The sequence below is a fragment of the Neisseria arctica genome (assembly GCF_022870905.1).
Taxonomy (GTDB): Bacteria; Pseudomonadota; Gammaproteobacteria; order Burkholderiales; family Neisseriaceae; genus Neisseria; species Neisseria arctica.
Genome location: NZ_CP091510.1, coordinates 420,301 through 433,538, shown reverse-complemented (window position 1 = coordinate 433,538; position 13,238 = coordinate 420,301). Strand labels below are relative to the sequence as shown.

Annotated in this window: 13 protein-coding genes and 1 tRNA gene; 10 read left to right on the top strand and 4 right to left on the bottom strand. The window is 47.9% G+C overall.

Translation table 11 applies throughout. The features are described from left to right. The first annotated feature begins 113 nt into the window (after window positions 1-113). From rbfA to rpsO, 3 genes are all read left to right on the top strand, one after another. Window positions 114-485 (top strand): 30S ribosome-binding factor RbfA, encoded by a 372-nt coding sequence (gene rbfA, locus LVJ86_RS01890; RefSeq protein ID WP_047759881.1) that lies wholly within the window; start codon window positions 114-116, stop codon window positions 483-485. 54 nt (window positions 486-539) lie between these two features. Then, entirely contained in the window at window positions 540-1,460 is a 921-nt protein-coding gene (gene truB, locus LVJ86_RS01885) for a tRNA pseudouridine(55) synthase TruB (RefSeq protein ID WP_047759882.1), read from the top strand. A 194-nt stretch (window positions 1,461-1,654) separates the two neighbouring features. After that, window positions 1,655-1,924, top strand: a complete 270-nt coding sequence (rpsO, locus tag LVJ86_RS01880; RefSeq protein WP_047759883.1) for a 30S ribosomal protein S15 — start codon at window positions 1,655-1,657, stop codon at window positions 1,922-1,924. Between the two features lie 572 nt (window positions 1,925-2,496). Here rpsO and dcd read toward each other — a convergent pair. Together dcd and LVJ86_RS01870 are read right to left on the bottom strand one after the other, a co-directional pair. Next, entirely contained in the window at window positions 2,497-3,063 is a 567-nt protein-coding gene (dcd, locus tag LVJ86_RS01875; RefSeq protein WP_047759884.1) for a dCTP deaminase, read from the bottom strand. 120 nt (window positions 3,064-3,183) lie between these two features. Further along, window positions 3,184-4,083: a recombination-associated protein RdgC gene (locus LVJ86_RS01870; RefSeq protein ID WP_047759885.1), complete on the bottom strand. Its 900-nt coding sequence runs from the start codon at window positions 4,081-4,083 to the stop codon at window positions 3,184-3,186. Between the two features lie 175 nt (window positions 4,084-4,258). Between LVJ86_RS01870 and LVJ86_RS01865 the strand changes: the two genes are divergently transcribed. The 3 genes from LVJ86_RS01865 to LVJ86_RS01855 all read left to right on the top strand — a co-directional run bounded on the left by LVJ86_RS01865 (window position 4,259) and on the right by LVJ86_RS01855 (window position 6,960). Beyond that, window positions 4,259-4,334: transfer RNA gene (locus LVJ86_RS01865), tRNA-Glu, on the top strand. Between the two features lie 112 nt (window positions 4,335-4,446). Then, window positions 4,447-5,271 (top strand): phosphoserine phosphatase SerB, encoded by an 825-nt coding sequence (gene serB / locus LVJ86_RS01860; RefSeq protein WP_047759886.1) that lies wholly within the window; start codon window positions 4,447-4,449, stop codon window positions 5,269-5,271. 327 nt (window positions 5,272-5,598) lie between these two features. Further along, entirely contained in the window at window positions 5,599-6,960 is a 1,362-nt protein-coding gene (locus tag LVJ86_RS01855; protein ID WP_047759887.1) for an esterase-like activity of phytase family protein, read from the top strand. A 72-nt stretch (window positions 6,961-7,032) separates the two neighbouring features. Here LVJ86_RS01855 and LVJ86_RS01850 read toward each other — a convergent pair whose 3' ends face one another. Then, window positions 7,033-7,497 carry a universal stress protein gene (locus LVJ86_RS01850; RefSeq protein WP_047759888.1) on the bottom strand — a complete coding sequence of 155 codons (465 nt, stop codon included), beginning with the start codon at window positions 7,495-7,497 and terminating at the stop codon, window positions 7,033-7,035. Between the two features lie 145 nt (window positions 7,498-7,642). Between LVJ86_RS01850 and LVJ86_RS01845 the strand changes: the two genes are divergently transcribed. The 4 genes from LVJ86_RS01845 to pncB all read left to right on the top strand — a co-directional run bounded on the left by LVJ86_RS01845 (window position 7,643) and on the right by pncB (window position 11,707). Then, window positions 7,643-8,419 (top strand): tRNA threonylcarbamoyladenosine dehydratase, encoded by a 777-nt coding sequence (locus tag LVJ86_RS01845; RefSeq protein ID WP_047759889.1) that lies wholly within the window; start codon window positions 7,643-7,645, stop codon window positions 8,417-8,419. Beyond that, entirely contained in the window at window positions 8,412-9,272 is an 861-nt protein-coding gene (locus tag LVJ86_RS01840) for a segregation and condensation protein A (protein WP_047759890.1), read from the top strand. Before LVJ86_RS01845 ends, LVJ86_RS01840 begins: the two co-directional genes overlap by 8 nt. Window positions 9,273-9,332: 60 nt before the next feature. After that, window positions 9,333-10,262, top strand: coding sequence for a PaaI family thioesterase (locus LVJ86_RS01835; protein WP_075968061.1), 930 nt, complete (start codon window positions 9,333-9,335; stop codon window positions 10,260-10,262). A gap of 215 nt (window positions 10,263-10,477) precedes the next feature. After that, window positions 10,478-11,707 (top strand): nicotinate phosphoribosyltransferase, encoded by a 1,230-nt coding sequence (pncB, locus tag LVJ86_RS01830; protein WP_047759891.1) that lies wholly within the window; start codon window positions 10,478-10,480, stop codon window positions 11,705-11,707. 73 nt (window positions 11,708-11,780) lie between these two features. Here the strand turns inward: pncB and LVJ86_RS01825 are convergent, their stop codons facing one another. Continuing rightward, window positions 11,781-13,214, bottom strand: coding sequence for an NAD-dependent succinate-semialdehyde dehydrogenase (locus LVJ86_RS01825; protein WP_047759892.1), 1,434 nt, complete (start codon window positions 13,212-13,214; stop codon window positions 11,781-11,783). Window positions 13,215-13,238 lie beyond the last annotated feature (24 nt).

Here is a 13,238-nt window from a genome sequence, read left to right as displayed (position 1 = left end):
CCAAACCTACTCTAACGCACTTCAAGCACGCCCGAAAGCCGATGAAAGCAGTTATAATGCCAACATTCGCATCAAACCGTTTCAGACGGCCTTGCATAAAAAGGAATAAACACATGAGAAAACCGCAACGGGGCTATGCCCGAGTCGACCGCGTTAAAGAGCAAATTATGCGCGAATTGGCCGAACTCGTCCGTACCGGCTTAAAAGATCCGCGCGCCGGCTTCATCACCATCAATGATGTTGAAGTTACCCGCGATTACAGCCACGCCACCATCTACTACACCGTGCTTGACGACAACACCCGCGAGGTAACTGCCGAAGCACTCGAACACGCCAAGGGCTTCTTACGCAGCGAGCTGAGCAAACGTATTACCGTATTCCGCACGCCCGAACTGCACTTCAAATATGATGAATCGGTAGAACGCGGCATGAGCATTTCCCATCTGATTGATGAAGTAGCCAAAGAAAAGCCGGTAGACGACTAACCTCACCCCACAGGCCGTCTGAAACTTTTCAGACGGCCTTTTACTTATCCGCCAATGAATACACCCGCAAAAACAGCCAAACGCCCCGTAAACGGCGTATTACTGTTGGATAAGCCCCAAGGCCTGTCCAGCAATACCGCCCTGCAAAAAGCCCGCCGTCTCTACCGTGCCGAAAAAGCCGGCCATACCGGCGTACTCGACCCGCTGGCTACCGGCCTGCTACCTGTCTGCTTCGGCGAGGCTACCAAATTCGCCCAATACCTGCTGGATGCCGACAAAGCCTATACCGCCACGCTCAAACTCGGCGAGGCCAGTAGCACAGGAGATGCCGAGGGCGAAATTATTGATACCGCCCGCAGCGATATCAGCCTTACAGAATTCCAAGATGCCTGCACCGCACTCACGGGCGCGATACGTCAAGTGCCCCCTATGTTTTCAGCTCTCAAGCACGAAGGCAAACCGCTCTACGAATATGCCCGCAAAGGCATCGTTATCGAACGAAAAGCCCGCGACATTACCATCTATGCCATTAACATCCGTGAATTTACCGCCCCAAAAGCCGTAATAGATGTGCGGTGCAGCAAAGGTACCTACATCCGCACCCTTTCCGAAGACATCGCCAAACACATCGGCACCTTCGCCCACCTCACCGCCCTGCGCCGTACGGAAACCGCCGGGTTCGCCATCGATCAAACCCATACGCTTGAAGCACTCGAAGCATTAAATGAAGCTGAACGCGATGCACTCCTACTGCCCTGTGATGCCTTGGTGCAACACCTGCCTCACATCACATTGGCAGAGAATGCCGTTACAATGCTCAAATTCGGCCAACAACCCGCCTTTAAAAACAGCGGCCTGCCGACCAACACGCCTATCCGCATTTACAGCGAAAACGGTGAATTTATCGGCTTGGCCGATTATTTGGCCGACAAAGGCCGTCTGAAAGCCCTTCGGCTGATGAACACCACTTCCTAATTTTTGCCCTATATAACATTCAACATTTTCCGAACGCAACATATGCAAAACCGGAAAATTTATGGCATAATCCGCATTCTGCCTTTTTCGGAAGCCGCGCGCTCCCGCAATTAGCAGATACAGGAGTTTGCACAGGTTTCGGCTTGGCAAACTTGTCCGAACCGAGAGGTTCATTTTATTTTCGGAGTTTTAAAATGGCATTGACCGTAGAACAAAAAGCACAAATTATCAAAGATTTCCAACGCAAAGAAGGCGACACCGGTTCTTCTGAAGTACAAATCGCATTGTTGACTTTCCGCATCAACGATCTGACTCCCCACTTCAAAGCAAACGCTAAAGACCACCACAGCCGCCGCGGCCTGTTGAAAATGGTTAGCCAACGCCGCCGTCTGCTGGCCTACTTGCGCCGTACCCAACCGGATACTTACCGCAACGTCATCACCCGCTTGGGTCTGCGTAAATAATTTTATTTGTGCAAAAATACCGCTCTTAATAAGAGCGGTATTTTTTATGGCCTGAGACCCGTCAATATTTCCACATCAGAGGCAAACCACCGACCACCATTCATAAAATCATAAAAAATATCAAAATTGTATTCATCAAAGGCCTGCCCTAGATAACTAGGGGTAGTTAAAAAATTTAAAATAACCCTGATGAAAAAGCCACTTAAGCCGATACAAACAAACCAAACTGGCCGAACTATTCGTTGCAGAGGCAACAAACCGCACCGTAACTATGCAATGTAAAAATAAGGCCGTCTGAAATATATTCAGAAACATATAATTAAATTGTATGGCTTATAGCCAAATCTACAATTTACCGCATATCGCCCAAGCCAAATTCCATCTTTCATGATCACATACGGCAAACTATACAAGCCTTCGAATTTTCCAGGGGATTTATCATTTCCTATCCGGCTCTTCCGTATCCGAAATTTTCTTGCCGATTCATTCTACCGCCACCATAAATCAAATGCCGCCTGAAAAATTTTCAGACGGCATTGTATAAATATATATTTTAGATATATATCAAAAAATCAGGTCTTCGGTAACGTTACACCCGTTTGCCCCATATATTTGCCGTTACGGTCTTTATAAGAGGTTTCGCATACTTCGTCGCTCTCGAAAAACAAAACTTGGGCAACGCCTTCACCTGCATAAATTTTCGCCGGCAGCGGTGTGGTATTGGAAAACTCCAAAGTCACATAACCTTCCCATTCCGGCTCGAACGGGGTTACGTTAACAATGATACCGCAGCGGGCATAAGTCGATTTGCCCAAACATACGGTCAACACATTACGCGGAATACGGAAATACTCCACAGTTCGTGCCAATGCAAACGAATTTGGCGGAATAATGCAGCAATCGTCTTCTACCGTCACAAAGTTTTTCGGGTCAAAGTTTTTCGGATCAACAATCGTGCTGTTGATATTGGTAAAAATCTTGAATTCATTGGCACAACGGATATCGTAACCATAGCTTGAAGTGCCGTATGAAATAATTTTTTGCCCGTTGACTTCTTTAATCTGGTTAGGCTCAAACGGCTCAATCATGCCGTATTCCTCGCTCATGCGGCGAATCCATTTGTCGGATTTAATGCTCATTTTCTGTTTCCCTGCGGATAAGTCCCGCCAAGCGGGAAAATAGCGTTTATTCTATGGAAAATCGGCAGCGCGCGCAATCTCATACACGCTACCGCATTATTTTCAGACGGCCTAAACTGTTTATTCCTGCCAGCCACCTAAATACGATACTAACTCGCCTATCATGGTACTCAAAGCTTCACTCATCAAAATCTGCGAAGCAAACGCCAAGCTGGCGGCATCATCGCCGTGGTTTTCAGCCTCTTCCTGTAATACGTCCAGATATTGTATACGTTTGAGAGTGAAATCCTGGGTAAGGATAAAACTGATCTGATCCCGCCAAGTCAGCCCCAATTGGGTAACCGTTTTACCATTTCTCACATGTTGCACCACCTCATCGGCGGTCAGATCCTGCTTGGATACTTTTACGGTTGGTACTACGTCACCAGTACCTTTCAGCTCGCAATCGCTATCCAACTCAAACCCGCCTTGCGCACTGCCTTGCAACAGCCATTCCGTCATCAAGCTTGAGGGAGACTGCTTGGTATTGGGCAGGCTGGCTTCCAAACCGCCCAAGGCTTCACGCAATTTAGTCAACATAGTTTCCGCTTTGGCGGAGGCGGCATTATTGATCAACAAAAAGCCGTGCTTAGTATCAAAAACCGCCTGAATACGGCTGCTGCGGGTAAAAGCACGCGGCAGCAGATCATCAGTAATCTGCTCTTTTAGCTCTTGTTTTTCTTTACGCCCGACATTACGCGCTTCGGCATTCTGGATATCGGCCACGCGTTCTTCCAAAATATCGCGGATTACACCTGCCGGTAATACTTTTTCTTCTTTTTTCAAGGCCACCAACCAAGTGTAGTCGGCCGGGAACACCGGTTCGGGTGAAAAAGATACGGGGGCGGCAAAACCCTCGCTAAACCAGTCCAAACCCATACAAGGGGTAAACTCCGCCTCTGCCAGCTTGGCCGCCAGAGTTTCCAATTGGGGCAATTTTTCAAGATTGAGCGGGTAAAAACTGATTTGCTTAAACCACATAAGGGCATCCTTTATTATTTCTTTGTCCAAACCGCCGTATTATACAGCAAACCGCCAAGCATCCTGCCCTTGCCTTCAGACAACTTCAGCCCAATCTCCACGCCTAACACAATATTTCCGCTATTTCCCTATTGACGAAAAAACAATGAATCTGTATAGTTCTGCCTTCGGTTACGCGCCCATCGTCTAGAGGCCTAGGACACTGCCCTTTCACGGCGGCAACCGGGGTTCGAATCCCCGTGGGCGTGCCAGATTTCAAAAAACGCTTTCCATAACGGAAAGCGTTTTTTACATTTTTTCAGACGGCTCGTGCTGATTATTTTATAATCCAGCCTTATTTACCACTACACACCTTCACTCATCATGAGCTATTCTCTCGTTTTACAGCATCCCGATATTGCCTCCTACACACTCGGTGGTTTACCGGCAACCACACCCTACGCACCCGGTATCGTACGCATCGCGGTTGAGCCTGATTACACCCTGCCCGACCCCATAGCTGCCGAACTTACCCGCCAACAGATCGATTTCGGCATAGTACCCGATATGCCCTTCAACGAATTGGGATTGATTGTCAGCGATATGGATTCCACGCTGATTACTATTGAATGTATTGACGAAATTGCCGCCGGTGTGGGCCTAAAAGACCAAGTTGCCGAAATTACCGAAAGCTCAATGCGCGGCGAGTTGGATTTCGAACAATCGCTTCGCCACCGTGTCGCTTTGCTCAAAGGCTTGGAAGAGGGCGTATTCCAAGAAGTTTACGATTATGTTTTACAGCTTTCGCCCGGTGCGGAATATCTGATTGAAGAGTGCAAAAAAAATCAGGTGAAATTTATGCTGGTATCGGGCGGTTTCACATTTTTTACCGACCGTTTGAAAAACCGGCTCGGCCTTGATTACAGCTATGCCAACACGCTTGAAATAGTAAACGGTAAGCTGACCGGACGCTTGCAAGGGCGTATTATCGACGCCGAAGCCAAAGCATCACTACTGGCCGAATACCGTAAAAAACTGGGTTTGAGAAAGAAACAGGTTTTAGCCATGGGAGACGGAGCCAATGATATTCCGATGCTTCAAGAAGCCGGCATCGGCATTGCCTACCGGGCCAAACCCAAAACCCAACAAAATGCCCGTTTATGTATTAACCACTGCGGCTTAGAAGCCGTGCGAGGTTGGTTCCTCTAATTATCAAAAACATTATCGTATTGCTTAATAAAAAATGCCGTCTGAAAATTTTCAGACGGCATTTTTTATTTTTGCGGTACAACATTGGACGATTGTTAAAAATAATTTGTTGCGTTATATCTTTTAATGTGAGGCTATTCCATAACTTACAAATCACGTGCTTAAAAAATAAAATACTTTAATATCATAAGTACATAGCAGTTAAAGCATAGCATATATGCCATATATAAAACCGATCAACGCACCATAAAATTCCCAACAGCCACAAGATTGTCATACTGAGTTTCTAAAATTACATTGAAACTTAACCTATAGGATTTTCCCACCATGACATTCAAAACCTGTAAATCTGTTCTCACCGCTACCGTCTTACTCGCAATAGCACAATATACTTCGGCCGCTGCTATTGAACACCCTGCCATATTGGCCGGCCATGCTATATTACCTGCCGAATCCTTTATACAAGCCCCCTCCGATGCCCCTAAAGTATTGACAAATGCGGGGAAGTTCACTACCAGCAAGCGAACAGAAAAATTAAACAGCATTGAAGGCTTTTCGGATAATCGCCCGACAGGTGTATTTTTACCTTTTGACGGGCAACCGCTTCAAGGACATTCCGGCATTACCAAAATGGCCGACGACAGTTATTGGGTTTTGACAGATAACGGCGCAGGAAACCGAAAAAATTCGCCGGATTTTATGCTATACCTCACCCGTTATCATATCGATTTTAAAAACCACACTTTCTCTCCGCTTGAAACCATTTTTTTAAAAGATCCCGATAAAAAAATCCCTTTCCATATTATTAACGAATCCACCGAAACCCGTTATTTAACAGGAGCTGATTTTGATCCGGAGAGCCTACAGATTATCGGAGGCAATATTTGGATTGGCGACGAATTCGGCCCTTACCTTATCCAAGCAGATTTGACGGGCAAAGTATTGAATATTTTTGAAACCGAAGTTAACGGAAAAGTTATCCGATCACCGGAACACTTCAGTTTACAATCACCGGCCACCCCGGCCTCAAAGATGAAGTTTGAAGTCAACCGTTCTAAAGGTTTTGAAGGAATGGGGGCTTCTGTGGATGGGAAAATATTATATCCTCTGCTGGAGGGAGCTCTATGGGATGCCGATAAAAATAGCTATGAAAACGACAATGGAAAAAATTACCTGCGCATCTTAGAGTTTGATGTAAAAAAACAAAAATGGACGGGTAATTTCTGGAAATACCCGCTGGAAGACAATGGTAATGCTATTGGCGACTTCAATATGATTGATACAAACCGTGCTTTAATCATAGAAAGAGACAACGGAGAGGGAATCACCGAAAAAGCCTGTAAGCCGACGGATAAAGATACTACCCGCTGTTTCAGCAATCTCCCTAAATTCAAACGGGTATATTTAGTTAGATTCGGCAAAAACAATATAGGCCAAAACGTGGAAAAATTAGGTTATATCGATCTGCTCAATATTCAAGATCCGGATAAAATCGCCAAGAAACCACTAAGCGAAGGCGTATTTAAATTTCCATTTTTTACGATTGAAAATGTCGATATAGTCGATGACAAACATATTATTGTTGGCAACGATAACAACCTGCCATACTCCAGCAGCCGAGATCCGAATAAAGCAGATGACAATGAGATGATTTTATTAAACGTTGAGTCGTTACTAAAATTGAAATAAAGCCATCTGAAAAATGCCGTCTGAAAATTTTCAGACGGCATTTTAATAAAAATATACCAAATTCAACGCGTATTATTCTTCTTCACCCTCGCTGCGAATTACCAACAGTGGCAAATGACTTTGGCGCATGACTGTTTCGGCGAAGCTGCCCATCAGTAGGTGCATCAAACCGGTACGGCCATGCGTACCCAACACCAACAAGTCGGCACCTTGCGAGTCGGCATAATCTACTAATTCCTGAGCCATCTCGCGCGCGCCTTTATTGGCTACCAGAAGATGTTTGTCTACATCGGTCACGCCTAAATCCTTAGCGGTATTGACCGCAAAATCCAATACTTCATGCCCTTGGGCCACAGCGGCGGCTTCATAGCTTTCATGCTGCAAAAATTCGGGAGCAAGTGCCATATATTCGGCAGGATTGGCCACATTGACCAAAGTCAGCTTGGTATTAATCGCCACAGCCAAGCCGGCCGCGTGTTTCAAAGCATTGAGTGCGGTGCTGCTGCCGTCTACCGCTACAACCAAATGTTTATACATATCTATCCTCCTGATTCATGCAGACTCAAAGAGCCGGCTGTCGTTGGCATAATTGGGTTTCACCCCTTTCTTTGCAGTATAATACGTTCCTATTGTTTTGCCAGCTGTTATTTTATTGGTTTTTGATTTATCACAAGGTCATTTTATGCTTAAGCATCCACCTGTTTCGGCCCGTCGTTTCGGCGGTATTGCCCGCCTTTACGGAGACGAAGCGCTACGGCGTTTTGCAAATGCCCACGTTTGCGTGGTCGGGGTAGGCGGGGTAGGCTCGTGGGCAGTCGAAGCATTGGCACGTTCAGGCATAGGCAAACTTACCTTGATTGACTTAGACAATGTTGCCGAATCCAATGTTAACCGCCAGCTTCACGCACTTACGGATGATTTCGGCAAAGCCAAAGTCAGCGCACTCGGAGAGCGGATTACCCAAATCAACCCAAGCTGCCACGTGGTAGAAATTGAGGATTTTGTAACCCCTGAAAACCTGCCTGAAATTTTTTCCGAAAAATTTGATTTCGTAATTGATGCGATTGATCAAGTCCGCGTGAAAGCCGCTATGGCCGCATATTTTGTCGCCCAAAAGCAACCTTTTATTATGAGCGGAGGAGCCGGCGGACAAAAAAATCCGGCCCTTATCCGTACTGCCGACTTAAGCCGTGTTACCCACGATCCGCTGTTGGCCAATCTTCGCTATACTCTGCGCAAACGCTACGGTTTTTCACGAGATACCCAAGCCAAAATGCGCGTACCCTGTGTTTATTCCACCGAAAACGTTACCCCGCCCCAATCGGGCGAAGCCTGCGCTACCGATACCGCCCCTCAAGGTTTATCTTGCGCCGGTTACGGTGCCAGCATGTTGGTAACCGCTTCGTTCGGCCTATATTGTGCGCAAGCCGCCATCGACCATATTGCAGCCCATGAATAAGCCAGCCGTCTCTGCACCGCCCTCATCCCCCGAAAATGCCGTCGCATGGATTTTCGGCCAACCGGTAACCGATTTACCGCAAGATTTGTTTATACCGCCCGATGCGCTTAAGGTGGTACTGCACAGCTTTCAAGGCCCGCTCGATTTGCTGCTGTATCTTATCCGCAAGCAAAATATTGATGTGCTAGATATTCCGATGATCAAAATCACCGAACAATATCTGCACTATATCGCCCAAATGGAAGCCCATCAGTTTGACTTGGCCGCCGAATATCTGCTGATGGCCGCCGTACTGATAGAAATCAAATCCCGCTTGTTGCTGCCTCAGCCCGAAAGCATTGAAGACGAAGAAGCTGCCGACCCCCGCGCCGAATTGGTACGCCGCCTGCTTGCCTACGAACAAATGAAACTGGCGGCACAAGGTTTGGACGCTCTGCCGCGTGCTGGCCGTGATTTTGCATGGGCATACCTGCCGCTTGAAATCGCCATTGAAGCCAAGCTGCCCGATGTACAAACCGCCGACCTTACTCAAGCCTGGCTGGCTATTCTCTCCCGCGCCAAACACACGCAAAGCCACGAAGTGGTGCGCGAAGCCATTTCCGTACGCGCGCAAATGAGCAGTATTTTGCGTCGGCTGCGCCAAGGAAGCTGCTTGTTTCACGAATTATTCAAGCCCGAACAGGGCATTGCCTATGTTGTTGTTAACTTTATCGCCTTACTCGAACTGGCTAAAGAAGGCTTGGTACGCATCATCCAAGACGAAGGCTTCGACACCATCGAAATCCACCTGCAAGACGGTAGCGAAAAATTCGAAACAATGCTTTCAGACGGCAACGACACGGCGCCTCTCTGAAAGTTAAGCACAAAAACTTAATACAAATAAAAATAATATTGTTACTGCAAAGGATAAATCATGCCGCAAAACCCCGAAGTCTACCGCTATCTCTCCGAACATTACCTAACCTTGCCGCACTGTCTCGATATCGGCTTGAAACTCAAACACACCGGCAACCGCCAAACCATTTTAAGCATTGCCAACCGTGCCGATTTGGTCGGACGCAACGATAGCCACACCATACACGGCGGCGCGGTATGCGCCCTAATCGACGTTGCCTCTGCTTGTGCCGTTGCCGCCCACCTGCCCGATTACGAAGCGCTTGCGACACTGGATATGCGCATCGATTATATGCACCCCGCCCGCAACGACCGGCCCGTATTCTGCCGCGCCACCTGCCACCGTTTGGCCGGGCAAGTCGCTTTCGTCCGTACTCGCTGCTATCAAGACGATCCGAACGATCCCATCGCTCTAAGTACCGCCACTTTCATGCGTACAGCCCTCTCGGATGAGCAAAAACAGCAGCTGCATAACTTTTTCAGCCGACATGCCGGTCAATCGTACCAACGCTTTCCGCCTCCGTCTCCGGCGACTCCCGACTTCACCGCAAGCCAACCCGAGCCTGCCGAATCATTAATGCCCTATGCCGCATTTATCGGCCTGCAAACCGGCCAAGACGCCCAAGGCCGCCGTATTTACGCCCTGCCCTACAAACCCGAGCTCATCGGTAACGTTTTCCTACCCGCACTGCACGGCGGCTTGATCGGCGGTTTTATGGAAAGCTGTGCGGCACTTTATCTGTACGAACAAGCCGGGCTCACCGAAATACCCAAAATGATTAATTTTTCTATCGATTACCTGCGCTCCGCCCGCCCTGAGGCCGCTTATGCCCGCTGTATTCTTACCCGCCAGGGCAGCCGCATAGCCAATCTTTCGGTAGAAGCTTGGCAAGCAGACGAGTCAAAACCTTTCGCCATTGCCCGCTGCCATTTCCAAATGCCGGAATAAACCGTTCTTCAAAACCAATTTGTTGTTTGCAGGCCGTCTGAAAACTTTTGCAGTTTGCAGTCTCTTCATATTCTTTCAGACGGCCTTTTCCATGCTGATACGATACTTAACTGAGACAAATACTTGCAGCTAAACATGACTTCCTATCCGGTACATACCCAAACTCCGTAAAACGTGGTTTAATAACATCATTGCAACCGATAAGAATCATTCTCATGCCGCACGCTCCCATTATCCATTCCCTACTTGATACTGATTTATACAAATTCACCATGCTGCAAGTAGTGCTGCACCAATTCCCGCAAGCACACGGCGTCTATGAATTCCGTTGCCGCAACAACGATCAAACAGCTTACCCGCTGGCCGAAATAAAAGAAGAACTCGAACGCGAGCTGGATGCCTTATGCGAAGTCAAATTTAAAGAAGACGAGCTCCAATATCTGCGTGATATGCGCTTTATCAAAAGCGACTTTGTCGACTATCTCGAGCTTTTCCAGCTCAAACGCCGCTTTATTACCGTTTCCACAGACAGCAAAGGCCGTCTGAACATCAAAGTAGAAGGCCCGATTATCCAAGCCATGTTCTTTGAAATTTTCACTTTGGCAATCGTGAATGAACTCTACTTCCGCCGCTTGGAAACACCCGAAATCCTCGCCGAAGGCGAGTGCCGCCTTCAGGCCAAAGCCGCCCTGCTCCAAGAACTCGATAAGCAACAAAACCCCGAAGATCCTCCGTTCCTGATTTCCGATTTCGGCACCCGCCGCCGCTATACGCTGGCCTGGCAGGAACACGTCATCAAAACCCTTCATGCCGCCGCGCCCAATATCGTACGCGGCACCAGCAATGTTTACCTTGCTAAAAAACTCGGTATCACACCCATCGGTACGATGGCACACGAATTTCTACAAGCCTTTCAGGCATTGGATGTCCGCCTGCGCGATTTTCAAAAAGCCGCTCTTGAGGCGTGGGTACACGAATACCGCGGCGACCTCGGTATCGCCCTAACCGACGTAGTCGGCATGGATGCCTTCCTGCGCGATTTCGACCTATACTTCGCCAAGCTTTTCGACGGCCTGCGCCACGACAGCGGAGATCCTTATGTATGGGGCGACAAAGCCTACCATCACTATAAAAAACTGAAAATCGACAGCCATACCAAAATGCTGACTTTCAGTGACGGCCTTAATATCGAAAAATCATGGGCGCTGCACCAATACTTCAAAGACCGCTTCAAAACCAGCTTCGGTATCGGTACCAACTTAACCAATGATATGGGGCTGACCACCCTCAATATCGTTTTGAAACTGGTGGAATGCAACGGCCAATCGGTAGCCAAACTCTCCGACAGCCCCGGTAAAACCATGACCGACAACGACACTTTCCTCGCTTATCTGCGCCAAGTGTTTGAAGTACCGGCTCCGCAAACAGATAACGTTAACGGCTAAAGCCGATCAAACTAAAAAAGCCGTCTGAAAATATTTTCAGACGGCTTTTTTATCGTACGGCAGCAACACTGTTCTAGCCCAAATCCAAACACAAATATTTCAATTCCAAATATTCATCTACCCCGTATTTGCTGCCCTCTCGTCCCAAGCCGCTGGACTTGATACCGCCAAAGGGTGCAACTTCGTTGCTGATTAATCCGGTATTGATACCAACCATGCCATATTCTAAAGCTTCGGCCACACGCCATTGACGGGCAGCACTTTGCGTATAGATATAAGCGGCCAAGCCGAATTCCGTATTATTAGCGGCAGCTACGACGTCTTCTTCATGCTCGAATTTGAATACCGGACAGAGCGGGCCGAAGGTTTCTTCATGTGCGACTTTCATGTCGGCAGTTACGCCGCCCAATACCGTAGGCTCGAAAAACGTTCCTCCCAAAGCGCTGCGTTTACCGCCTGCCAAACATACGGCGCCTTTCTCTAGAGCATCGGCAATATGCTCCTCTACTTTGCAGACGGCTTTTTCATCAATCAACGGCCCTTGGTTGACGCCCTCCTCCAAACCGTTACCCAATTTGAAACCGGATACTTTCTCTGCCAATTTCCGGCAGAATTCATCATAAACTGCCGCATGGGCGTACACGCGGTTTGTACAAACACAGGTTTGGCCGCTATTGCGGAATTTACTTGCAAGCAAGCCTTCAACCGCCTTATCCACATCCGCATCGTCAAAAACGATAAACGGCGCATTACCGCCCAACTCCAAGCTGAGTTTTTTAATCTGCCCTGCAGATTCGGCAAAGATTTTCGCCCCTACTTCAGTAGAACCGGTAAAACTGATTTTACGTACGGTTTCATGATGGGCAAACACACCGCCTATTTCCGATGCACTGCCGTTCACGACCACAAATAAATCTTCCGGCACGCCTGCTTCGTAAGCCAACACGGCTTGCGCATAGGCGGAAAGTGGGGTTTGGCTGGCAGGTTTCACCAACATGGCACAGCCCACTGCCAAAGCCGGAGCTGCTTTACGGGTAATCATTGCCGCAGGGAAATTCCACGGTGTGATAGCGGCAGTTACCCCGACCGGCTGCTTCAACACCAGCATTTTCTGGTTTGGCTTCACACTCGTAAGAATATCACCGTCTATGCGGCGGGCTTCTTCGGCAAACCAGCGGATAAAACCGGCGGCATAGTCAATCTCGCCGCGCGATTCGATCAGGCTTTTTCCCTGCTCCATAGTCATGATACGGGCGAGGTTTTCTTTATTCTCTTTCAACAAACGATACCAGCACAATAGAATATCGGCGCGCTCTAAGGCAGTTTTTACCGCCCACTGTTTTTGCGCCAGTGCCGCTTTCTCAATCAAACCGTTTAAAGTTGCTGCATCGGTTTTCCGTACGAAAGCAATCGTTTCGCCGGTAGCCGGATTAGTCACTTCCAAGCCGTCTGAAATTTTATCGAAACTCACATCAGAATGTTGCAGCAACTGCTCTATGGTTTTCATTTGAATTCCTCATACTGATTATCT